Source organism: Alteromonas sp. CyTr2 (assembly GCF_947311905.1).
Lineage (GTDB): Bacteria > Pseudomonadota > Gammaproteobacteria > Enterobacterales > Alteromonadaceae > Alteromonas > Alteromonas macleodii.
Genome location: NZ_CAMZMZ010000004.1, coordinates 80725 through 103299, shown reverse-complemented (window position 1 = coordinate 103299; position 22575 = coordinate 80725). Strand labels below are relative to the sequence as shown.

The 22575-nt window shown below is 46.2% G+C and carries 22 protein-coding genes; 15 read left to right on the top strand and 7 right to left on the bottom strand.

Features of this window, described 5'->3' with window-relative positions; genetic code table 11:
- Positions 1-17: 17 nt before the first annotated feature.
- The gene (locus QME20_RS04175; RefSeq protein ID WP_281715507.1) at positions 18-692 is read right to left on the bottom strand and encodes a hypothetical protein; all 675 of its coding nucleotides are present in this window, start codon (positions 690-692) and stop codon (positions 18-20) included.
- Between the two features lie 229 nt (positions 693-921).
- Here QME20_RS04175 and QME20_RS04170 point away from each other — a divergent pair, with 229 nt between their 5' ends.
- Positions 922-1623, top strand: a complete 702-nt coding sequence (locus QME20_RS04170; RefSeq protein WP_281715506.1) for an HAD family phosphatase — start codon at positions 922-924, stop codon at positions 1621-1623.
- A 178-nt stretch (positions 1624-1801) separates the two neighbouring features.
- A complete protein-coding gene (locus tag QME20_RS04165; RefSeq protein WP_281715505.1) occupies positions 1802-3097 on the top strand; it encodes a hypothetical protein in 1296 nt (431 codons plus the stop codon).
- A gap of 92 nt (positions 3098-3189) precedes the next feature.
- Here the strand turns inward: QME20_RS04165 and QME20_RS04160 are convergent, their stop codons facing one another.
- The gene (locus QME20_RS04160; protein WP_083648647.1) at positions 3190-3522 is read right to left on the bottom strand and encodes a hypothetical protein; all 333 of its coding nucleotides are present in this window, start codon (positions 3520-3522) and stop codon (positions 3190-3192) included.
- 260 nt (positions 3523-3782) lie between these two features.
- On the opposite strand from QME20_RS04160, the gene QME20_RS04155 reads away from it, so the two are divergent.
- Positions 3783-3974, top strand: coding sequence for a hypothetical protein (locus tag QME20_RS04155; protein WP_044556911.1), 192 nt, complete (start codon positions 3783-3785; stop codon positions 3972-3974).
- Between the two features lies 1 nt (position 3975).
- On the opposite strand, the gene epmB is transcribed toward QME20_RS04155, so the two are convergent.
- Positions 3976-5001, bottom strand: a complete 1026-nt coding sequence (gene epmB, locus QME20_RS04150) for an EF-P beta-lysylation protein EpmB (protein WP_281715504.1) — start codon at positions 4999-5001, stop codon at positions 3976-3978.
- A gap of 36 nt (positions 5002-5037) precedes the next feature.
- Between epmB and efp the strand changes: the two genes are divergently transcribed.
- The 5 genes from efp (at position 5038) to QME20_RS04125 (ending at position 10654) form a co-directional block, all read left to right on the top strand.
- On the top strand, positions 5038-5607 hold the full coding sequence (efp, locus tag QME20_RS04145; protein ID WP_014975647.1) for an elongation factor P: 570 nt from the start codon (positions 5038-5040) through the stop codon (positions 5605-5607).
- Between the two features lie 85 nt (positions 5608-5692).
- A complete protein-coding gene (gene epmA, locus QME20_RS04140) occupies positions 5693-6661 on the top strand; it encodes an elongation factor P--(R)-beta-lysine ligase (protein WP_348648734.1) in 969 nt (322 codons plus the stop codon).
- 177 nt (positions 6662-6838) lie between these two features.
- Positions 6839-9301 (top strand): TonB-dependent receptor, encoded by a 2463-nt coding sequence (locus QME20_RS04135; RefSeq protein WP_281715503.1) that lies wholly within the window; start codon positions 6839-6841, stop codon positions 9299-9301.
- A 100-nt stretch (positions 9302-9401) separates the two neighbouring features.
- Positions 9402-10025, top strand: coding sequence for a gamma-glutamylcyclotransferase (locus QME20_RS04130; protein WP_273071572.1), 624 nt, complete (start codon positions 9402-9404; stop codon positions 10023-10025).
- Between the two features lie 110 nt (positions 10026-10135).
- Positions 10136-10654: a GNAT family N-acetyltransferase gene (locus QME20_RS04125; RefSeq protein ID WP_281715502.1), complete on the top strand. Its 519-nt coding sequence runs from the start codon at positions 10136-10138 to the stop codon at positions 10652-10654.
- Positions 10655-10691: 37 nt separating this feature from the next.
- On the opposite strand, the gene QME20_RS04120 is transcribed toward QME20_RS04125, so the two are convergent.
- Positions 10692-11300 (bottom strand): peptidylprolyl isomerase, encoded by a 609-nt coding sequence (locus QME20_RS04120; RefSeq protein WP_281715501.1) that lies wholly within the window; start codon positions 11298-11300, stop codon positions 10692-10694.
- A 52-nt stretch (positions 11301-11352) separates the two neighbouring features.
- Positions 11353-12585 (bottom strand): methyltransferase, encoded by a 1233-nt coding sequence (locus QME20_RS04115; RefSeq protein ID WP_281715500.1) that lies wholly within the window; start codon positions 12583-12585, stop codon positions 11353-11355.
- Positions 12586-12883: 298 nt separating this feature from the next.
- On the opposite strand from QME20_RS04115, the gene QME20_RS04110 reads away from it, so the two are divergent.
- Genes QME20_RS04110 through QME20_RS04095 form a run of 4 tightly spaced genes read left to right on the top strand, consistent with a single transcriptional unit; the run spans position 12884 to position 15222 of the window.
- Complete coding sequence (locus QME20_RS04110; RefSeq protein WP_281715499.1) at positions 12884-13525, top strand: alpha-ketoglutarate-dependent dioxygenase AlkB; 642 nt, start codon at positions 12884-12886, stop codon at positions 13523-13525.
- Positions 13526-13530: 5 nt separating this feature from the next.
- Positions 13531-13851 carry a BolA/IbaG family iron-sulfur metabolism protein gene (locus tag QME20_RS04105; RefSeq protein ID WP_014948226.1) on the top strand — a complete coding sequence of 107 codons (321 nt, stop codon included), beginning with the start codon at positions 13531-13533 and terminating at the stop codon, positions 13849-13851.
- Positions 13852-13882: 31 nt separating this feature from the next.
- Entirely contained in the window at positions 13883-14575 is a 693-nt protein-coding gene (locus tag QME20_RS04100; protein ID WP_281715498.1) for a phosphatase PAP2 family protein, read from the top strand.
- Positions 14576-14577: 2 nt separating this feature from the next.
- On the top strand, positions 14578-15222 hold the full coding sequence (locus QME20_RS04095) for a nucleotidyltransferase family protein (protein WP_281715497.1): 645 nt from the start codon (positions 14578-14580) through the stop codon (positions 15220-15222).
- Between the two features lie 48 nt (positions 15223-15270).
- On the opposite strand, the gene QME20_RS04090 is transcribed toward QME20_RS04095, so the two are convergent.
- Positions 15271-16611 carry a nitrate regulatory protein gene (locus tag QME20_RS04090; protein WP_281715496.1) on the bottom strand — a complete coding sequence of 447 codons (1341 nt, stop codon included), beginning with the start codon at positions 16609-16611 and terminating at the stop codon, positions 15271-15273.
- 355 nt (positions 16612-16966) lie between these two features.
- Positions 16967-17254: a hypothetical protein gene (locus tag QME20_RS04085; protein WP_014948232.1), complete on the bottom strand. Its 288-nt coding sequence runs from the start codon at positions 17252-17254 to the stop codon at positions 16967-16969.
- A gap of 434 nt (positions 17255-17688) precedes the next feature.
- On the opposite strand from QME20_RS04085, the gene QME20_RS04080 reads away from it, so the two are divergent.
- The 3 genes from QME20_RS04080 to nirD all read left to right on the top strand — a co-directional run bounded on the left by QME20_RS04080 (position 17689) and on the right by nirD (position 22523).
- Positions 17689-19254 carry a SulP family inorganic anion transporter gene (locus tag QME20_RS04080; RefSeq protein WP_014978293.1) on the top strand — a complete coding sequence of 522 codons (1566 nt, stop codon included), beginning with the start codon at positions 17689-17691 and terminating at the stop codon, positions 19252-19254.
- Between the two features lie 311 nt (positions 19255-19565).
- On the top strand, positions 19566-22115 hold the full coding sequence (gene nirB, locus QME20_RS04075; RefSeq protein WP_281715495.1) for a nitrite reductase large subunit NirB: 2550 nt from the start codon (positions 19566-19568) through the stop codon (positions 22113-22115).
- 36 nt (positions 22116-22151) lie between these two features.
- Positions 22152-22523: a nitrite reductase small subunit NirD gene (gene nirD, locus QME20_RS04070; RefSeq protein WP_014978295.1), complete on the top strand. Its 372-nt coding sequence runs from the start codon at positions 22152-22154 to the stop codon at positions 22521-22523.
- Positions 22524-22575: the final 52 nt, after the last annotated feature.

The window sequence follows — 22575 nt, the reverse complement described above, 5'->3', positions numbered from 1 at the left end:
GTTGAAACGCCGAGAAACTACCCTGACACGGGAAGTTCTCGGCGTTTTAGTTTGTGCATCTGCAACAAAATACTTCCGCGCATAATTACGCTCGTACCATTTAAGATAAGCAGCGGCCAGCTTTGGCTTAATGGCATTGTTAGCCCAAACAGTAAAGTGCTAACGTCTTTTATCAAGATATTGCGAAACAACGAAAATGACAGAGAGCCTACTTTTTGTCTGCGCTGCAGTACAAGCCATTGATGCAGAGACCCTTGAAACAAGATGACGGTTACGACCAGCATTAAGGTGTTTGCGCCAAGCTGAGCAAGCATTGGGAAGGGGCGAAATGCAATGGAAAGTGTGCCGCCAATGAGAGCTAGCAGGGCAACAGCGGCAACGTAACCTGAAATTTTAGTGCGCCTGTGCTGCCATATTTTCCAAATGATAATGAGCGTAAGTATGAGCGCGCCAAATCGTGTCCACACCAAGTAATGGTTGAATGGCTCGACTGAAATACCGAACAGGAAAATAGAGAAGAAAGCAAAATAGCTGGAGCCAAACTGGTTAAGTGACAGACTGTGGTTGGCATCATCATTGTCGCTTGCAACGTGCAGTTGATAGCGCGTCATGGCCTTAATTTGTGACCATAATCCTAACCACGTCAGTAAAAATAACGCAGCACTGGCAAAACCTAGTATGTGGTAAAGCACCCAATTTGCTCCACGTTGGAAATGTTCTAATTCGTGAAAGACTCAGTGTACCACAGGACTGGCACCGTTCTGGCATACTGTTCTTGCATATGTTCTGACATATGGCATGAAAACAATCACCTTCAACAAAGCACTGCAGCAGGGTCTAGAGGTGTTATCGTTTTTGCGGTATCGATGTCACCCAATATATTTTCTCAACTTTAACTTTAAATTAGCAAGGAGGTTTATTTTGGCATTGCATTCAGTTTCTTCATCAACACGCCAGTTAGCGGTAAGCGATAAAACCACAACGCTACTATTTGATCACGACGGTACCCTTATTGACTCAGAATCCGTACATTTTGACCTGTGGAAAGACATTTTGCTGAAGTACGATGTTGAACTAAGCGAGGATTTTTATTGTGAAGTGATGGCGGGTATTCCAGTAAAACAAAATGCTGTCGATCTCGTCGAACATTTTAATATTGATGTAGCGCCGCAGGTGCTAGCAGAGCAAAAACACAAAAGCATTAGCGACTACTTAGACAAGCAAGCTTTCCCCTTAATGCCGTTTGCTAAGGAAGCTATTAAACAATGGGCAAACAAAGGCTATACCATTGGCATTGTGACTGGGGGAAGTAAAAAGTCGGTGGAAAAAACCTTATCTCAGTATGATTTGAGTGCTTATATATCTTGCGTGGTTGCCGTTGAAGACGTTGAAAACAGCAAACCAGCACCTGACTGTTACGCGCTTGCAATGGACAAGCTAGGAAAAATTCCAGATGAATGTGTAGCAATTGAAGACACGCAAACCGGCATGACAGCGGCACTTGCGGCAAACCTAGCCTGCGTTGTGATACCCACGGATTTGTCAAAACACCATGACTTGTCTGGCGCTACAGTGCGGTATACAAGCTTGAAGGACTGGGTGAATGGCGAACTCGTTTCTTAGCGAATGCAGTGGAGATTAACTACCGACTTGTCGTGCCACTTGTCACTGGTGGCGCGAAAATAGATAACGTAGTATAACCAGCACTTTAGGGCGTAACTTTCTTTGTTTTACAGCGAAGAATGCCAGAGGCGCTAACTTATTTTTTATTAATTATTATGACAGGTACAGCTGATTTCTCATGATATTGCGTAGCGTAAAATGGCTCTTGATTACTTTTGCCATCATTGTTGTTCTGCTTGTAGTAAGCGTTGCTACGGTTACGATTATGGCTGTGCAAAAAGCGCCATTAGTCGCATCGACAGCGCCCACACAGCTTGATGGTGCTGATAGTGTGAACGAGCTACTAGCTCAGCTTCAACAGGCGTTTTCCCGGCGGGAAGAGGGCCACCAAGTTACGCTCACCGAAACCCAAGTCGAAAGCTTAGTGGGTGTGTTGCAGCGTGCATTACCTGACTTTAAAGGCGTGGTAAATATTACCCCATTAGCGGGGACGATTAACGTCACGTACGCTATTGGTAACACGGGCTATTATGTTAACGCATCGGCCTTGGTGCTGCCTGGCAATAGCTTACGCATTGAGCAAGTCCAAGTTGGCGATTTAACCATTCCGGGGCGTTTTTTACTTCGCTTTATCGAGCGCACAGTTAACTCATATACCCAATCAGAGATAGCCACCATTGCGTTGTCGCGGGTTGAGCGTGTGACGATGCGAAGCGGTGAGCTTACTTTAGATGTCGGGCGTTTAGATGAGCTGCTAAGCGAGTTAAACGTGGTGGCGTCGAATATGTCGGTAAGCGAACAAACCGAGCTTCAGCAATTATCTGCGTACTACTTACGTTATTTGTCTGGAAGAGAAATAGCCCTTTCGAACAAACCGGTATCCCTTATTGAGTACTTACGTGAGGGAATGGCACGAGCGCGAGAGCAAAGTCAAACACCGCAAGATGCCGTGCTTCATAACAATGCGGTAATTCTCGCGTTGGCGGTTTATGTCGGGCACCATAGAGTTGGTACTTTGGTGGGCGACATCCAGCCAGATGCCGATAAGGCGTTAAAACCACGTAGAGGCGCCGTGCTGCACAAGCGCAACGATTTGGCTCGTCATTTTATTATTTCTGCTGCATTGGAATTGTTGGCGGAACAAGGCATGTCCCTAGCAATTGGCGAGTTTAAAGAACTCATGGACCGCGGTAATGGTGGCTCTGGCTATAGCTTTGTCGACCTGGCAGCTGATATGTCGGGTACTGAGTTTGCAAAAGTTGCGACCCATCCAAAGACCGCAATGGAAGTGCAAAACGCGATTGCGCGCATTCAAAGTGAGCTTGAAATCATCCCGCCTATCGATGGGCTGCCTGAAGGCTTAAGTAAGCAAGCGTTTACCGAACAATATCAACGGGTAGACAGTGAAGCGTACTTAAAAGAAGTCGAGGAAATTAAACGCAGAATTCGCTTACTGCCGCTTTATCAAAAATAAGCGGTAAGGCGTGAGAGTGCGCCGTAAGTAAGAAGCTAGTTCAAAAAAGCCCGCAAATAAAGCGGGCTTTTCGTTATTAAATTTAGTACGAGCTAGCTTTTAGATAGAGATTGCTGAAATTGCGCAATGGTCACCAACGCTAATTCTATCTTTTTAACCAGTGGCGCCAGAGCTTGTTTAGCCGCATCGTCATCCAGTTCTTTTAGCGCTTGCCAGTCGCTGGCAATTTCTTGTACATAGGGGCCGAATCGTTTGGCTGATGTGGTAAACCCGCTGTCATCAGCAAACACTGCTGCAAACTTACCTTTTTGATCGCGCTGTAAATTATCTAATATCTGGTCAGCATCAACAGCTTTGCGGTGTAACGTTTGAATGGTTTCCTGAAGTTGTTGATGAACAGCTTGCATCTCTTGGCTTTGTTGCATGATCGCGCCTTTTGTTTCTGAGTGTTAAGTGTACGCATTACCCGCACACTTTATGTTTACGTATAAATCCCGTGGCTATCATTGTTGCCACAATAAATGCCACTCGGTAAATAATGATTAAAGTTTCGTCTTTCAAGGCCGATAACCTAAAGACTGTTGTAAATTACGAAGCTTGTTGGTTACGTAATGCACAACACGCCGTAAAGGTGGGCAATTCTGCCCATTTTTTTACTTTGCTACAAGCAACAAAGGAAAATGGTATGGATCTACAAGGTACTAGTGCCTCTGGAACGTCCGGTGCGTCACTTGAGTTGGCCTCTCTTAAGTTGGCTAAAAGCCAACAAGAGCAAGAGGGACAAGCGTCGCTTCAGTTGCTGGAATCAGCTTCTGACGTACCAAAATCGTCATCTTCAAACCCCGCGTTAGGCGCCAACGTCGATACCTTCGCGTAAGTTAGGGATGCAACTTTAAGTCGATAGGCGTTTTGCCGGGTTGACCGCCAATTTCTCTCACCAGTTTTGGCACCAAAAAGCCCGGCAGGCGCTTTATCGCTTCTTCCATAATTGCTCGGCCTTTATCGTCACTCACATAAAAGTGGCTCGCACCCTGTACTTTATCTAAAACGTGCAAATAATAGGGTAACACCCCGGCTTCAAACAGCGTTTCGCTTAAATCACTAATTGCATCGGCAGAGTCATTTATTCCTTTTAGCAATACCGATTGATTGAGCAAGGTGACGCCTTTTTCTCGCAATGTATTTAAACGCGCTTTCAACGTTTCTGACATCTCATTCGCGTGGTTTGCATGCAGCACCAGCACCTTTTGCAGGGGTAACGCGGTAAACCATTCAACAAATTCACGGCTAATTCGTTCTGGTAGCACTACCGGCAGACGGCTGTGAATACGCAGGCGCTTTATGTGAGTAATAGCGGCAATTTCGTTGGCTAGCCACGACAAATGATCGTCTTTTGCCATCAGTGGGTCGCCGCCTGAGAAAATCACCTCATTTATTTGGCTGTTATTGCGAAGGTAATCAAGCACATGAAGCCATTGGTGTTTGCTTACCGCATTATCGGCGTAAGGAAAATGGCGGCGAAAACAGTAACGGCAGTTTACTGCACAGCCGGTGCGAACCATCAGCAACACGCGAGAATCGTATTTGTGCAATATGCCTTTGCCTGCTGTATCGTGCTCATCTAACGGATCTTCGCTATAGCCTGGTGATGTTAGAAATTCGTCGCTGAGCGGCATAACTTGTAGAAAAAGCGGATCGTGTGGATTGCCTTTCTCCATCAGTTCCACAAAATGTCGTGGAACACGCATAGGAAAAAGTCGACGGGCTTTAATGTGTTGGGCGTATTTTTCTTGGTCTAAACCTAAGTGTTGCAACAGCTTTGCAGGATCGGTAAAGCTACTTGCTAATTCTTTTTGCCAGTTATGCTCTACAGAAATCGGTTTTTTAGGTATTATTTGTTCCACGAAACTTTTTGTACCTTATGTTTAGACAGAGGAATTATGGCTAATTACAGCACTAACGAGTTCAAAGGCGGCCTGAAAATCATGCTGGACGGCGAACCTTGCAACATTCTAGAAAACGAATACGTAAAGCCGGGTAAGGGCCAAGCGTTTAACCGCGTAAAAATCCGCAAGCTTATTTCAGGTAAAGTTTTAGAGAAAACTTTCCGCTCAGGTGAATCAGTAGAAGGCGCTGACGTAATGGATACGGAGCTTGCCTACTTGTACACCGACGGCGAATTCTACCACTTTATGAACAACGATACATTCGAACAAATCGCTGCAGACGAAAAAGCAGTGGGTGAGAATAAAAAGTGGTTGGTAGAAAACGACGTTTGTACCATTACATTGTGGAACGGTTCACCTATCACGGTTACGCCACCAAACTTTGTTGAGCTAGAGATCACTGAAACTGATCCTGGTCTTAAAGGTGATACAGCGGGTACAGGCGGTAAGCCAGCAACACTGAGCACTGGTGCAGTTGTTCGCGTACCTCTATTCGTTCAAACCGGCGAAGTTATCCGTGTAGATACGCGCTCTGGCGAATACGTGTCTCGCGCACAAAAATAGTATCTGAGACATTCTGTTTACGTGTAAAGCCGGTGCCTTTGTGTACCGGTTTTTTGTTTTAGCTATTCTTTTTAGGTTTGGACACATGCAATCTTGGCAGCCTACTACCACTCATGAAGCGCGTGTTGCGCGAGCAGAATTACTCAGAACAATACGTGAGTTTTTTTACGCACGAAACGTTCTAGAGGTAGATACGCCTTTACTTTCAAACGGTACGGTTACCGATGAGCATTTAGACGCGTTTGATACACAATTCAATTTTGCCTCATCCGGTAAGCCAACTACGCTGTATCTTCAAACTTCCCCTGAATATGCTATGAAGCGGTTACTGTGCGCTGACAGCGGTAGTATTTATCAAGTGTGTAAAGCGTTTCGCCATGAAGGGGAAGGCCGCTGGCACAACCCTGAGTTTACCATGCTAGAGTGGTACCGCTTAGGTTTTGATCATTTTGCACTAATGGACGAGGTTGACGCTTTATTGCAAGAAACACTGGCGACAGCTCCAGCCGACAAGATGACTTATCAGCAAGCTTTTCAATCCTATTTGAACATTGACCCATTAACTGCTGATGACGACATGTTACTAAAGGCAATGAAAGAGCAGAACATAGATATTCACACGCCGCAAAGCCTCAGTTATGACAGCAAACTACAGCTATTATTCAGCTATGCTATCGAGCCTAAAATTGGCATCGAAAAGCCGTGTTTTATTTACGACTTTCCAGCTTCTCAAGCAGCACTTGCAAAGCTAAGCTCCGCTGATGAACGGGTTGCCGAACGCTTTGAGGTGTATTACCAAGGCGCTGAACTTGCCAATGGGTTTAATGAGCTCAGTGCAGCACACGAGCAGCAACTGCGTTTTGAAACGGATAACAGAAAGCGCGAAGAACATGGCCTTCCCACTAAGCCTATTGATGAGAACTTCTTAAGTGCACTTGATGCAGGTTTGCCTGCCTGTGCCGGCGTGGCGCTGGGCATCGACAGGCTGTTAATGCTTAAAATCAACGCGAAGCATATTCAAGAAGTGATCGATTTCACAGTGAGTAGGGCTTAGTACCTTCGTGCCCAATTAGCTATGAATTGCTTAAACCTTGGGATTCAGTATGCGCGTCCGATTAAATTGCAAAAACATAAGATTAAGTGAGTAAAGCAGCGGTTGACAAGCAATGGGTAACGGATAAAATGTTATAACATCACTAAATAATGTTATAACATCCACAGAGGAATACCCATGAAAATGCGTTCGCTGCTAAGTTTATCCATAGCAGGGCTGTTAAGTGCGCCTGTGCATGCCACCACAGTAACGGGAAAAATCACGGATACCGCAGGCCAACCTGTTGCAGGTGCCGAAGTTAAAATAGAAGGCACCCGTCGCGTAGCTTACACCGATGAAAACGGTATTTATCGATTTGATGATGTTGAGCAGCCTCACATTCACCTGCATGTCTATTCTTCAAACTATATTCATGGAGATAACGATTTAGGTGACGTTAATAGCGATCAGAACGTTGATTTTGTATTAGAACCCTCTTCTGTTGAGAACATTGTTGTTACCGCAAACGCGCTTCAATCGTCAGTGTTAGAGTCGGTAACACCAGTGACAGTAATTGGCGCTGAGAAGCTACGTAAAATTGAAGCGCCAACTTTAGGTGAAACGCTGAAAAATGCACCGGGTGTACATAGTACCTACTTTGGCCCCGTTTCAAGTAGCCCGGTCATTCGAGGAAGTGATGGTCCCCGGGTAAAGATTGTTCAAAACGGTTTGGATGTATCTGATGTATCTCGAGTAGGTCCAGATCACAATGTTGCCACCACACTTTCAAGTGCAACGCAGGTGGAAGTACTTCGCGGTCCTGCAACGCTTCAATACGGCAGTGGCGCTATTGGTGGTGTGGTTAACGTGGTTGACAAACGTATTCCTCAGTATCAGATAGACGGCGTAGAAGGCGAAGCTGAAACTAGCTATAGCACAGTGAATAACGGCTCGTATACCCGTGCAGATGTAACGGGTGGCAGTGGCAATATTGCATGGCATGTCGACGGGTTTTATCGCGATACAGATAACGCGGATATTCCGGGCTTTGCGTCTATCGACCCCGATGAAGATGAACCAAACGGTGTGCTAGAAAGCAGCGCAATGGAGACGCGTAACGTCGTTGCAGGTTTATCTTACGTGGCCGAAGAAGGCTACTTCGGTTTCGCTGTTGAACAACTCGACAACAAATATGGCGTACCTGGTCATAGCCACGGCCATGGGGAAGAGGAACATGAAGACCATGAAGAAGAGCTTGATGGCGAAGAGCATGAAGTCCATAGCGCAGAAGGTGTATTACTCGATGTCGATATGACGCGCTACCAGGCTGCGGGTGAATGGCACTCTCCCATTCGTGGCCTAACGAACGTGAAGTTCGCGGCAGCTTTCACAGATTACCAACACGCCGAAATAGAAGATGGTGAGCCTGGTACTGTATTTACGAACGAGTCGAGCGATATTCGATTATCTGCCTACCACGAAGAAGTGAATGGGTGGCATGGCGTGTTCGGTATTCAATTTAATCATAGCGACTACGATGCTGTGGGTGAGGAAGCTTTCACGCCTGCAAATACTACGTCGGGTTACGCGCTCTATCTTATTGAGCAAAAGAGGGTAGGCAGCGTCACATTTGAACTTGGCGGCCGCCTTGAGCACACAACCTTAGATGCAGATGCTAGCGAAGTGGAGCTAGAGGTGATGCATGAAGGTGAGGAACATGAAGGGGAAGAGCACGAAGATGAGCATGAGGGCGAAGAGCATGAAGCACACGCTTTAGCTTTTGACTTCCCTGACTACGACTTTACCAGCTTATCACTTTCTGCTGGCGCTAACTGGGAATACTCAGAAGGCCATTCGGTTGCCGTTACCTTGTCTCGTAGCGAACGTGCTCCTAGCCAGCAAGAGCTTTTCTCGGCGGGGCAGCATTTAGCAACTCAAAGCTATGAAGTGGGTCTAGTTTTCGACATGGACGAGGAAGGTCATATTGAGGAAACGCTTAAAGGTGTTAAAGAGGAAGTAAGTACAAACTTAGACATTACTTTCCGCAAATTCACCGGAAATTGGGGCTACAGTGCGTCGTTCTTCTATAACAAGGCAGATGATTATATCTTCCAAACGAGCACTGGCTTAATTGCGCTGAGCGAGCATGAAGAACACGATGAGCATGAGGAAGATGTTCTAGACGGTGAAGAAGCGCATAGCGATGAAGAAGGCTTGCCTGTGTACTACTTCCAACAGGCCAACGCAGACATTTGGGGTTTTGAAGCAGAAACGTACGTAGACTTGACCAATACGCTACGCTTAACCGTTTTCGGCGACTACATCCGCGCCGAGATTGAAGATGATAACCTTCCGCGCACACCCCCTATGCGATTTGGTAGTGAACTGAGCTACGTAAGCGACGGCTTAAGTGCTGATGTGGGCTTCACCTGGTATGACGATCAAAATGATGTGGCATCATTTGAAACCGCAACCGATGGCTATACGCTGGTTAATGCGAGTGTTCAATACGAGTTCGCTACACAGGGCGTAGACTGGGTATTGTTTGCACGTGGTGATAACCTAACCGACGAAGAGGCGCGTGTTCATACTTCTTTCTTAAAAGACCAAGCACCGCTTCCAGGTAGAAACTTCACGCTGGGTGTGAGAGCGTTGTTTTAAACAAGTGACCTAAATAAAATTGGACGAAAGGCGGTGTATTGCACACCGTCTTTTTCATTTTTACACTAGCAAGCTACACTGCTGTGACATAGAGGTGACAATGAAAGAGCTAGCCAAGTGGCTACAATCACAAACCGAAAAACACATGGTTTTAGGTTACGGAAGCTTACTAAGTAAAGATAGCCGAGAGCGTTACTCGAACATTTTTATTCAGGGGATCCCCGTTACCGTTTCAGGTTTCGAAAGGGCTTGGGTAACGCGCAGCGTTGAAGAAAAGCAAACCTACGTAGGAGCAGTAGCAAATGCAACGAGTAAGCTAAACGCCCAGCTGGTCCCCACTAAAATTAATCCCGCGCTTCAAGAAAGAGAAAAAGACTATCGCTTTGTTGAAGTCAGCCCTCAAAACCTCAATTTTCATTTACATCACCCTGATAATGCAACGTGGTTAGAAGATACCCTTTCACAATTTTCTTTTTGGATTTGTGAAACCCTTGCCTGTGAACCTGCAAGTGAGGCATACCCCGTCCATCAAACTTACATTGATACCTGTTTGGCTGGTTGTTTGGAGCACGGTGGTCAAGAAGAGGCTAAGCGGTTTATAGCGCAAACCTCGCTTTGGGAACATCCGAGAGTAAACGACAGAGTTGCGCCTCAATACCCTCGAGCTGCACTTGTGGACAGCAAGCAAATTGAACACATAGACACGCTTCTATCAAACAGGTAGTGTGAGCGTCAGTGAATGAATACCTTGCCCATTAAGGTAATACACGCTCACAATTATTTACGATAAGAATAATATCCCGTTAGTTTAACCATACTGGCAAAAGGATTAGTGTGAATACGAACACCTCTTTTTTTACGAACGATAGAATTACATTGCGTCCGCTGACCTATGATGACAAGCATTGGATACTAGCACTTCAGCAAGACGCACTATGGCTTAAATACATTGGAAATAAAAACGTTAATAACGTAGACGACGCCTGTGACTATATTGGTAAAACTAATGCGCAGCGCGAAGAGTGGGGGTATGGCCTGCTGGCTGTCGAATTAACCGAAACCAAACAACCTTTAGGGGTTTGTGGTCTCTTCAATCGCTTTGCATTTGAATGTCCAGATTTAGGCTTTGCAATGCTGCCTGAAGCAAGAGGCAAGGGTATATGTTATGAGGCATGTCAGTGTGTTATAGCGTGGTCTGCCTCTAAGGGCTATCGTTTTTTAACAGCCATGACGCACCCAGAAAATATGGCGTCGCAGAAGCTTTTACAGCGCTTAGGATTTAACAAGCAGGGCTTTTACTTCGACAAAACGTTCCCAAAACAGCATTTGTTCAGGTTGGAATTACAGCCATAAAGCATTGCTCTTTATGGCTGTTTGTATCTGTTAATCGCTATAAGGGCGGTAACACGGTCATCTTTTTAATAATGATCGGCTCAATGGGTACGTTATTCGCGTTAAGGCGAATCGAATATTCAGTTTCTACTTCCGACATGGCATCAACAATATCTTCGCCTTCAACAATTACGCCAAAAACCGCGTAGCCCCAGTCTCTTCCGGGGTTTAAGCTGCTGTTGTCATTCACGTTGAAGAAAAATTGTCGGTTTGCGGTATGCGGGTCACCTTGTCTTGCCATTGCAATAGTGTGCAGGTCGTTAGTCAAACCGTTACCAGACTCATTGAAGATATCTGGAAAGTTCGACTTGCCGTTGAAGTCTGCCGTATAACCACCACCTTGCACAACAAAACCAGGCACGATGCGGTGAAAAATGGTGTCTTCGTAGGCGCGCTTATCAACATAACGAAGAAAGTTATTTACGGTAATTGGCGCACGTCTTCTGTCCAGTTCAACCACAATATCGCCCATGGTGGTTTCTATTTTCACCCGAGGGTAATAGTTATCTGGCTGAACCTGAGACCCATCGTCTTTCTTGGCCATAACCGCAGAACTGCTACCTAGCAGCAAAACGGCAGTGAAAAGTGGTAAAAGTATTTTTCTCATAAAAATGCCTTTGAATGTATTTCAGATTTCGCGGATAGCCTATTGAGCACGCTTAGCGTTTCGCAGTGCCTAAGATAACGAACTTTTTGTCACTCGCAAGTACCTTGGCGCCACCAAATAACTTCTTAAGCTTAATGTGATAGTCGAGGTGTCGGTTACCAACCACCACTAAGTGACCGCTTTTAATCAGCAAATCCCGAGAATCGGTAAACATTTGCCATGCGATATGATCGGTAATCGCGTTTTGTTGGTGAAACGGTGGGTTACAAAGAATTTTAGTAACAGCCGGTTTGTGCTCTCGGTTAAGTAATGTTTCTAGGCAATTGCTTGCTACAAACTCGCACTGCGCAATTTTATCTGGATGGTTGTTAAGTACGTTTAGTCTGGCACTTTCCAGCGCCATATACGATTCGTCGACAAAGATCACTTTGGCGTCAGGAGCGAGTGTCAACGCGTTTACTCCTAGTACGCCGTTGCCGCAACCTAAATCAACTACGAAGTCGTTAGCGCTTACTGTCATGTGCTCCAACATGATACGTGCGCCGATATCCAGAGACTGTCGAGAAAACGCATTTGCTAGATTGTCTATGGTTAGTGGTGCTCCCATGGTGCTCTTGCACTGCCAGCGCGTTGGATAGGGCGAGTCTGATAGTTTGAGCGACTCGCGAGGCGTGGCGAACACAAGCCGGGACTTCTTTTGGGCAAGGGACGTGGTAGTGGGGCCGATATAACGCTCAAAAAGATTAAGCACAGATTTAGTAATGGCTTTAACTTTACCCGTTGCCACTATACGGGTGTCGGGCGTCACATACTTTTGTAAGTCGATAAGCTGCTGTTCAAGTAGGGCAAGGGCGCGGGGCACCTTAAGTACAACAAGGCGCGGTGCTTTTTCCGGCTTAAACGTTAAGCTCTGCACACTCGTTAGCGTTTGTACGGGCGCGGTTTGAAGCTCATCTGTGGCAGCAACTTCTGATGTGTTCAGCAACTGGTTGGCTTTCAAATTTTCATGCAATGAGCGCAGCGAGATGTAAGAGTCGGATATCCAGTACGGCGCTAAATGCGAGAACCAGCAACCCAACACACCGAAATCGTCATTAAAGATCATCATCGGGCCATCATTTTCACCGCCGTCAATTGAAAGTGCTTCATCACTTAGTAACGTCTCAACGTGCTCAATAATAAGCTCGTCGGCGCTATCCCATGCTTGAAGGCTTACGTGCTGGTGCTTTTCAGGATAGCGAATCAGCGAAAATTGTCGGTCGGCAAAAATAAATTCTGTATTCATTGGGGTCTGTTTTCAGGGAAAAGCTCAAGACATTCACCGTTGGCGAATGTGTAATTGGTTACATCTTCTGCCTTTATCTTACCATATCAAGCGGGTGGCTCTACCTAATAACTCGCTATTGTTCGTTATAATACTCCCGCTTTAAGCGTGAGTATTAACCAAGGGGTATAACAATCCACCTTGGCAAAATGTACGTAATTAAGGTGTAATTGGGTTTTCGTCTCAGTGTATCTTAACGCTTTCGAGGCTAAGTACCCGCAGCCAGATTTGAGAACTAACTGAAGCACTATACTTACGCATGCAATTTTCTCTATTTGAGTCCCCGAACGACAACCACGCTCCCTATAAGCTTCCGCTGTCAGAGGGCGATGTTACTTATTTTCCAAATGCACTATCCAAAAAAGCATCAGATACCTTTTTTGATCAGCTTCAGGCCGAACTACCCTGGCGTCAGGATACTATTCGATTGTTCGGAAAACACGTAAAAATACCGCGCCTTCAGAGCTGGCACGGCGACGAAGAGTGTACCTATACCTATTCAAATCTAACCATGTCTCCGAACCCGTGGACCGAAAGCCTTTTGGACATTAAAAAATGTTGTGAGGTACTATGCGGGACAGAGCACAATACAAAATTCAATAGTGTTTTAGCGAACTGGTATCGCAATGGGCAAGACAGCATGAGCTTCCACTCTGATGATGAACCTGAATTGGGGATAAACCCGGTTATAGCATCTGTTACTTTGGGCGAAGCAAGACCCTTTGTTTTCAAGCATAAAGAAACGAAAGAGAAGCATACGCAAGTACTTGAGCATGGTAGCGTATTGATAATGGCTGGTTCTACCCAAAGTCACTACGTGCACGGTATAGCGAAGACGGCTAAGCCTATCGGTGGTAGAATTAATCTTACATTCCGACATCTTATTCACAGAACAAGGTAAGCCAAATGCAAGTAAAAGCGTTTCTGGAAACTACGATTGAAGCTGCACTTAATCCGAGTTTTCTCGAGGTTGTAGATGAGAGTTTTATGCACAATGTTCCAGAAGGGGCTCAAAGTCATTTCAAAGTAACGGTAGTGAGTGATGCCTTCGAGGGCAAGCGCTTAATAGCGAGACACAGAGAAATTAACGGTCTTGCGGCTGAAGCGCTGCAGGGGCCTGTTCATGCGTTGGCACTTCACACGTATACGCCTACAGAGTGGGAAGCTCGAGGTGGGCAATCTATGGTATCGCCAAACTGCCTAGGTGGTAGCAAGCACGACCAATAACGCTCTTTTTGTACTAAATGGAAGTAGATTTATGACAAGCAGTGAAACAAAAAACAGCGGCGCGCTAGCTTCTTACTTAGACATCATTAAAACACCCTCTATTCAGGTGTTACTACTTGGCACCGGTTTTTTGCTTATGATGTTGTTTGTCTACATGGGCGTGCTGACTACGTTTGACAATGCGTTATTCAATGTAATCAGCGAAGCAGGCAATGTATCGGGTTGGAAAGAAGAGGCGCTTCGCGATATCACCGCGTTAGGCAGTAATACGGCACTTATCTTTGTCACGATTTCAGTTGCCGGAGCCTTGGCGATGGCCGGTGAAAAGAAAAAGGCACTGACTTTTTTGATTGCTGTTGCCGTGGGGATCGCAACGACCTTCTTACTCAAAGCTGGCATCGACAGGCCTCGTCCTCCGCTGCCCATGCAGGATGTAAGTGTGTATACACAAAGCTTCCCTTCTGCACATGCTACCTTATCTACGCTTGTTTATTTCTATATCGCCTATTTGTTAACGTACTTCACGCAAAACGCTTCAGTAAAAGTGTGGATCTACATGGCAGCCACCTTTCTTGTATTTTGTATTGGCTTAAGCCGCATTTTATTGGGCGTGCATTGGCCTAGCGACATTATTGCAGGGTGGTTTGCTGGTGGCAGTATGGCTGCCTTTTGCTTTTACATCATCAAGTGGAAACGCAAACTGCGTATAAAAGACGAAGGTTAAACGTGCAAGATCTCAAACGGCTAGGCGACATTATTAAGCAGGATCCTTTTCGTATGCGTTGCCTGCGCGCTTTGAGAGCGCTCGATTTACCGCAAGGGTACATTGGTGCTGGATTTGTTCGAAATGCCATATGGGATGAGTTACACGCAAGAGCGACACCAACTCCGCTCAACGATATTGATGTGATTTACTTTAGTGGTGGAATTAATCCGCCGCAAAGTGTTGCGAGTGCCGATAATACATTGGAATCAGTACCTCAACCGCAAGCTTACTCACCAAATTCTGCAGCCGTCAAACCGGGGCTAAAAGCACAAGAACAAGCCATAGAACGCGAGCTAGCGCGTATGGTTCCTCAAGCTAATTGGCAAGTTAAAAACCAAGCGCGTATGCACGTAGCTCACGCGCACGCTCCCTATCCAAATTGCCACGACGCTATTTCTTATTGGATAGAACGAGAAACCTGTGTTGCGATTCGTCTTTTAGCCAACGATGATTTAGACATACTCGCGCCATTTGGTTTGGAAGCAAACTTCGCCGGCACCATAAGTATTAACCCAAAATATCCAAGGCCCGAAGTTTTTAAACAGCGACTTGCTTCTAAGAATTGGCTTACTGTTTGGCCTTTGTTGACTTCAGTTTCTCCTTAAGAGCTAGGACGCGCTTAATTAAACTAGAAGTGACTCAATTGAGAGTAGCTACCTTTGAGCAGTAGTCTTTGTTGTAATATTTACGATCTTAGCGGCAATAGCCGCTATGGTCGTATTTTCGCTCATAGCTTGTTTTTGCAGTCGGCGATACGCGTTGTTCTCGCTTAATCCGAATTGCTCCATTACTACTAGTTTTGCTCGCCCAATTAGTTTTTGTTCCTGTATTGCACGCTTGGCCTCTTCGAGCTCCCGACCCATATCTTCTATGTGTTGAGCCTGTGAACGCAGTAAATCATAAAAAGAGCGGTGGGCAGATAGGGTCTTTGTCTGCTCGTTGAGTGACAGCGTTTTGATCTCGTCTTCTTTAGTGTCCTCCGCTAAGCCGGGCATGCTTGGGTCAAACAGCAAGGTAAGCGGCGAGCCATCAGTTGTATGTTCATCGTTAAAGCGCGTAAGTAACTGTTGGTGATTGGCCATTTCATTTTTGGCGTTGGCCACTTTTGTATTGGTTTGTTGCGTTAGAGTTTCTGTTAGCGCAACTTCAATATCCTGCATTGCGTCGATACGCCGTGTAGCCACGTCAAACCATACTTCAGAAATTTCACTGGCAATAGGACTGCCGTCACTGAGTTGTGCAATCATATTTCTGAGCTGTGTGATATCGATTGCCGCCGGACTTTTATTTAAAGATTCCAGTGCGTCTCTTTGTGCTTTGCAGCTAAACTCACAGAATATCCCGAAGTGATGTTCCTGAGCTTGCTGCAAGGCGGTAAGCTTTTCGCAAAGCCGCACATCAAAGTGGGTTTCGGCGAAGCCAATAGCTCCCCATGCACGTTCCTGCCCAGCGTATTCTTTAGCTTGTATAAAGTTGAACAGGGCAACCAGTAACCGGGTAATTGTTGGGTCGCTTGCAATATCCGCCGCTTCAAAAATTACCGTAAGTAAACTAGCGACTAGTCGACTATAGGCTCGGGTCGATTCCAGAGGCGTCAGCATTTGCTTGCTGACTTGCTCACGTAGTCGCGGCAAGTAATCTGTTGCCTGCATGGCAAGCGTAATACTGCTCAACAAGCGCGGGTTGCCCGAGGTGATTTCATCAGTGAGGTAGAGAGACTTTAAATGGCTCTTTAGTGTAGATTCGGCTTGCTCACTCGCACTGACATACTGCATTCGCTCAGCGGCATAACGCTCGCCTTTTGAAGCAAGAAAGATATTGCTGGCCCCACGCTCTTTTTGCAGTTCATGAATAAGTTCTCGAACGGCAATTACAATTCGACAATTACTAGATAGTTGCTCAAGCACGGTTATTTCGGCGTGCTTGGCCGCTAGCAAAAAGCGCTTAGTGGCGTCGCTACAAAGCGCAATGGTCTGTTCTGGTTCATGAAGCATGTAAAGGCCTGCTAATCTTCGGTACACACGTTTCGAATTTTCTATTGATGAGTGCATCTATTGGCGAAACGTTTTTTGAAACTCTTTGCTCTTAGTCCCCTGCACTCAGCAGAGCAATACGTGTACCAAGCAACACTTATGCCCTGTTTATTAGAATTAATGAAGATAAGCGTTAGAGTGAACAAAAACGCCCGGAGTGCTGACATTTAGCGGCATGTGGTTCGGCTGGAATTTTAACTTAAGGTGACTTTATAAGGGGGACGGGAAGGTTAGCGGCATTAAGAGGGAAGTTGAGAGGGAAGAAGCTGCGCCAAAATGGTGCAGCCTCGCAAACTATGTGGTTTTGCTTTCCGGATTAGTTTCTGACTACGCGAAGAAACCAACCTACAAACAGTGAAATTAAGAAACCGAAGAAGGCAATCATTGTGGTGATAGTTAACATTTGCCCAGAAAAGTCAGCATTCTCGCCAGTGTGCTCGCTAACCAGCATTCCTGATGCTTTAAATATAAACAATGCCGCTACAGAAAATAGTAAAATAACGGCGGTCGACATGATAGTGGCTTTCCAATAAGCCTTCGGCGACATCCAATGAATAGCGCCTGCTACTAGCACGCACAAAATAGTCAGAATATAAGGTACCACTTTAACTCCTCGTTGAATAAGACTTGTGCCTTATTGCGACGTCTTACCGTAGCCCCGTATTAGAAATCGAAGCGCATTGAACGACGCGGTTAATAAAAACCATTATACGATGCCATGTACGATGCAATTTGTCAGCATTCGCTATTAAATTAAGCCCTGAGACCGTACATGAAAAATTGACAAGCTCACAGCATTAGGAAAGGGGCAAAGAGCCCTGCGCTTATCACGTAAGCGCCAAGTAGTTCGGACTGGAGCCTGTTGATCTTTGCTGCACATCAACGTTCAACAGGCCCTAGTAACAATCTATTAAAAGATTTTGCGCTACAATGGTGATAGAATCGCCGAAAAAATCTCCTACCTACTTGGTGTTCTGCTTTAACGCGGTGTACGCCATGGTGGGTTGTTGTGTTTAACATCTTAGCTTCTGAGAGAACATGTTCGATTTAATTACCAGTAAAGACAGCAACGTTAAAAACGACGTGCTATCAGGTATTACCGTGGCGCTTGCCTTGGTCCCTGAAGCCGTTGCATTCGCATTTGTGGCCGGCGTAGAACCAATGATTGGTCTTTATGCGGCTTTCATGATGGGCTTAATCACTTCCGCTATTGGTGGCCGACCAGGAATGATTTCTGGTGCTACCGGCGCCATGGCCGTTGTAATGGTGGCACTGGTTGCCCAACACGGCGTGCAGTATTTATTTGCCGCGGTTATTTTGGCTGGTTTACTGCAAATAATGTGCGGTATTTTCAAGCTCGGAAAGTTTATACGTCTGGTCCCATATCCGGTAATGCTAGGCTTCGTAAATGGTTTGGCAATTGTTATTTTCTTGGCGCAATTAGGCCAGTTCAAAGTGACCAACGCAGCCGGTGAATTACAGTGGATGGAAGGTACGCTGTTATATTGGATGTTAGGGCTTGTGGCGCTAACCATGGCCATTATCTATTTATTGCCAAAGCTAACCAAAGCTGTACCGGCGTCGCTTGTAGCGATTGTTACGGTAACCTTGTTAGTACACGGTCTTGACCTTGAAGCGCGCACTGTAATCGACTTTGTTCGCGATTTGCTACCAGCTGACCAGCGCGACACCGCGACGCTAGCGGGTGAACTTCCTAGCTTTGCTATTCCTATGGTGCCGTTCACCTGGGAAACCTTCATGATCATTTTGCCTACCTCAGTCATTCTTTGCTTGGTTGGTCTAATTGAGTCGCTTCTTACTCTTTCATTAATTGACGAAATGACAGATACCCGCGGGCGCGGCAACAAAGAGTGCGTTGGCCAAGGCGTTGCAAATACCGTAAACGGTTTCTTTGGCGGTATGGGCGGTTGCGCCATGATTGGTCAAAGTATGATTAATATTAACTCTGGTGGCCGTGGCCGCTTGTCTGGTATCACCGCGGCGGTTGTATTATTAGGCTTTATTCTATTTGCTGCTCCGCTAATTGAAATGATTCCTCTCGCTGCCCTTGTTGGCGTTATGTTCGTGGTGGTTATCGCTACATTTGAGTGGGCGTCATTCAGAATTATTCGCGGCGTAAACAAAGAAGATGCGTTCGTACTTTTCCTAGTAACAGGCGTTACCGTTATCGCTGATCTGGCTATTGCGGTTGTGGTGGGTGTTATCGTTTCAGCACTGGTGTTTGCATGGAAACACGCTCGTCATATTGAAGCGAGATCCCATATCGATAACGACGGTTGGAAAGTCTATGAGCTAGACGGCCCGCTGTTCTTTGGCTCGGTATCGCATTTCAAAGACCTGTTTGATATCGCCAACGACCCTAATGATGTAGTTATTGACTTTAAAGACTCTCGCATTTGGGATTCATCAGGTATCGATGCGCTAGATACCCTTGCTGACAAATACGAAGAGCAGGGTAAAAAGCTACACATTCGCCATATCAGTGATGAATGTCGCTCACTGCTTCGCAAGGCCGATAAGTTTGTTGAAATTAACGTGGTTGAAGACCCTCGCTACCGCGTAGCGACGGATAAGCTGGCCTAAGTTATTTGATAGCCTTAATGCACCAAGTAAACACAGTTTTGCGTTTGTTTGGTGCAGTTGTGAAGTCTGAATAATGCTTATTTTGTAGTAAATCAAATAAAAACAATTATTTACGGTTTTGGCACTGAACTTGGATAGCTATAAACGTAAAGTGTGTTTTGGTGATTTGTGTCAATCGCTGAAAATTGTGTGATTTATAACACTCCGTAAAATGTGTTAGCCGACCTAAACCGTTGGCAAAATAGGCAACGAAGCCCGCATCAACGAAAGTTGAAGCGGGCTTTTTTTTGTCCCGAAAAAAGGGGAATACCATGACTTCATTGGACTCAAAACCGCAAATTGTCGTCGTAGGCAACGGCATGGTGGGGCATCATTTTGTTGAGCAGCTTCACCAAAGCGATGCCAATGTAGAAATAACCGTTTTATGCGGCGAGTCACGCCTTGCGTACGACCGCGTTTATCTGTCGTCTTTTTTTAGCGGCGCGAGTGCTGATGACTTAGCGCTCACTACACCCGCTCAGTACGCCGAGTGGGGCGTAAACGTAGTTACCAATGCCTTGGTTACCGATATAGACCGTGACAATAATAAAGTGACGACTTCTGAAGGGCAGGTGTTTAGCTACGATAAGCTTGTGTTAGCTACGGGCTCATACCCATTTGTGCCACCCATCCCTGGCAACGATCAAGAGCATTGCTTGGTGTACCGTACTATAGACGATCTACTCGCTATTGAAGCTTCAGCAGCGGTGAGCAAAGTAGGGGTTGTTGTTGGTGGTGGGCTGTTGGGTTTAGAAGCCGCTAACGCATTAAAGCAAGCCGGTCTCGACACCCACGTGGTTGAGTTTGCCCCGCAGCTTATGGCGGTACAGTTAGACCAAGCAGGTGGTAACGTTCTTAAGGACAAAATTGAAGCATTGGGCGTTACGGTTCACACCCAAAAGGCAACGCAAACTATTGAGGCCGGTGATACCTGCCGCTATAAAATGGTGTTTGCTGACGGCACTGCACTAGAAACTGACATGATTTTATTCTCTGCCGGTATTCGACCTTCCGACCAGCTCGGCAGAAAGTCAGCGCTAACACTGGGTGAGCGCGGCGGTATTGTCATTGATAACCACTGCGTGACGTCTGACCCAAACATTTACGCTGTGGGTGAATGTGCGCTGTGGGATAACAAAATCTTTGGCCTGGTAGCACCTGGCTATACCATGGCGCGCACGGCTGTAAGTCATATAACCGGCGGCGATGCCGAATTCGCTGGCGCAGATATGAGTACCAAACTCAAGCTAATGGGTGTGGAAGTGGGCTCAATTGGCGAAGCTCATGAACGCACAGCCGGTGCGCTTAGCTACACCTATTTAAATCAGCCAGAAGGCGTGTACAAAAAGCTGGTGGTAGATAGCGAGCAAAAGTACGTGCTTGGTGCTGTACTCGTTGGCGATACCAGCGACTACGACACGCTCCTACAGTATGCGCTTAATAATATCGAATTACCTGAACACCCAGAAAGTCTGATCCTACCATCATCTGATGCGGCACCAGCACTAGGTGCCGATGCACTGCCAGACACCGCGTCTATTTGTTCATGCCTAAATGTGACAAAGGGCGATATTGTTTCAGCCATTGAAGGCGGCTGTTGTAGCGTTGGCGATGTAAAAGGCGAAACCAAAGCCAGCACAGGGTGTGGAGGTTGTGCTGCCTTACTTAAAAATGTTGTGGATAGCGAACTTGAAAAGCGCGGTGTGGAAGTATCAAAAGCCATTTGTGAGCACTTCAACCATACCCGACAAGAGCTATTTCACATTGTTAAGGTAAACGGCATTCGCACCTTTGACGAGCTACTAGAGCAGCATGGTGAAGGTCTAGGGTGTGAAATTTGTAAGCCCGCTGTCGGCTCAATTTTAGCCTCGGTGTATAACGACTACATTCTTAAGGCTTCACATCTTCCTCTACAAGACACCAACGATATCTACCTTGGCAACATGCAAAAAGATGGCACGTATTCCGTTGTACCGCGTGTACCTGGTGGCGAAATAACGCCAGAGAAGTTGATTCTGCTAGGTGAAGTGGCAAAAGAATACAACTTGTACACCAAGATCACAGGTGGTCAGCGCATTGATTTATTTGGAGCGCGCGTAGAGCACTTACCGGATATCTGGGAAAAACTCGTCGCTGGCGGTTTTGAAACCGGCCATGCTTACGCGAAGGCACTGCGTACCGTGAAATCGTGTGTGGGAAGCACATGGTGCCGCTACGGTGTACAGGATTCTGTTGGCACTGCCATTGACTTAGAGAATCGTTATAAAGGCTTACGTGCGCCACACAAAATTAAATTTGCCGTCTCGGGGTGTACCCGTGAGTGCGCAGAAGCCCAAAGCAAAGACATTGGTGTTATTGCTACCGAGCAAGGCTGGAACCTGTATGTTTGCGGGAATGGCGGCATGAAGCCTCGACATGCAGACCTGTTTGCCACCGACCTAGATACCGAAACCCTAATTAAGTACATCGACCGCGTGCTGATGTTTTACGTGAAAACGGCTGATCGCCTACAGCGCACATCGGTGTGGATGGACAACTTAGAAGGTGGGTTAGCTTACTTGCAAGACGTTGTGATAAACGATGCTCTTGGCATTAATGGTGAGCTTGAAGCACAGATGGATGCTGTGGTTGATGCTTATCAGTGCGAATGGAAAACCACCATTGAAAACCCTGAGTCGCGCAAGCGTTTCCGTCAATTCGTAAACAGCAATGCTAGCGACACCAATATTCAGTTTGTTTCAGAGCGAGGCCAGGTTCGCCCAGCTACTGAAGCTGAAAAAGTAGCAGGTAAAGATCAGTTCATTCCTGTCTCTATGGTATAGCCACTGGCTTATCAACCCTGTTAGGAGAATCAAATTATGTCAGCAGCGCAAAATGTAATGGCGTCAGAACCACAGCAAGTGCAATGGCACTATGTTTGTGAGACGAACGACTTAGTGACAAACAGTGGGGTTTGCGCCCTTGTCGACTCACAGCAAGTGGCAATTTTCAGTTTGAAGATAAACGGCGAAACCCAGGTTTTCGCCATTAGTAACTACGACCCTATTGGTAAAGCAAACGTACTCTATCGCGGACTTCTGGGTTCGATAGGCGGTGCGCCTGTTGTTGCTTCGCCTCTATACAAAGAGCATTACTTTTTAGAAACCGGGCTGTGTAAAGAATACGACGATGTTTCCGTCACGGCTTACGCTGTGAAGGTAGAGGGTGAAAAGGTTTTTGTCGGCGTTTAAGCAAACTGCCTTTATTTGAACGCCCACATGAAAAAAGCCTTCTAGCAAAATG

What these genes read in the sequence shown, in the direction of transcription:
- efp (WP_014975647.1), top strand. Translation starts at nt 5,038, where the DNA reads ATGGCTAATTACAGCACTAACGAGTTCAAAGGCGGCCTGAAAATCATG.
- QME20_RS04160 (WP_083648647.1), bottom strand. Translation starts at nt 3,522, where the DNA reads ATGCAACAAAGCCAAGAGATGCAAGCTGTTCATCAACAACTTCAGGAA.
- nirB (WP_281715495.1), top strand. Translation starts at nt 19,566, where the DNA reads ATGACTTCATTGGACTCAAAACCGCAAATTGTCGTCGTAGGCAACGGC.
- QME20_RS04110 (WP_281715499.1), top strand. Translation starts at nt 12,884, where the DNA reads ATGCAATTTTCTCTATTTGAGTCCCCGAACGACAACCACGCTCCCTAT.
- epmA (WP_348648734.1), top strand. Translation starts at nt 5,693, where the DNA reads ATGCAATCTTGGCAGCCTACTACCACTCATGAAGCGCGTGTTGCGCGA.
- QME20_RS04115 (WP_281715500.1), bottom strand. Translation starts at nt 12,585, where the DNA reads ATGAATACAGAATTTATTTTTGCCGACCGACAATTTTCGCTGATTCGC.
- nirD (WP_014978295.1), top strand. Translation starts at nt 22,152, where the DNA reads ATGTCAGCAGCGCAAAATGTAATGGCGTCAGAACCACAGCAAGTGCAA.
- QME20_RS04135 (WP_281715503.1), top strand. Translation starts at nt 6,839, where the DNA reads ATGAAAATGCGTTCGCTGCTAAGTTTATCCATAGCAGGGCTGTTAAGT.
- QME20_RS04090 (WP_281715496.1), bottom strand. Translation starts at nt 16,611, where the DNA reads ATGCTTCATGAACCAGAACAGACCATTGCGCTTTGTAGCGACGCCACT.
- QME20_RS04105 (WP_014948226.1), top strand. Translation starts at nt 13,531, where the DNA reads ATGCAAGTAAAAGCGTTTCTGGAAACTACGATTGAAGCTGCACTTAAT.
- QME20_RS04130 (WP_273071572.1), top strand. Translation starts at nt 9,402, where the DNA reads ATGAAAGAGCTAGCCAAGTGGCTACAATCACAAACCGAAAAACACATG.
- QME20_RS04155 (WP_044556911.1), top strand. Translation starts at nt 3,783, where the DNA reads ATGGATCTACAAGGTACTAGTGCCTCTGGAACGTCCGGTGCGTCACTT.
- QME20_RS04080 (WP_014978293.1), top strand. Translation starts at nt 17,689, where the DNA reads ATGTTCGATTTAATTACCAGTAAAGACAGCAACGTTAAAAACGACGTG.
- QME20_RS04100 (WP_281715498.1), top strand. Translation starts at nt 13,883, where the DNA reads ATGACAAGCAGTGAAACAAAAAACAGCGGCGCGCTAGCTTCTTACTTA.
- QME20_RS04120 (WP_281715501.1), bottom strand. Translation starts at nt 11,300, where the DNA reads ATGAGAAAAATACTTTTACCACTTTTCACTGCCGTTTTGCTGCTAGGT.
- QME20_RS04165 (WP_281715505.1), top strand. Translation starts at nt 1,802, where the DNA reads ATGATATTGCGTAGCGTAAAATGGCTCTTGATTACTTTTGCCATCATT.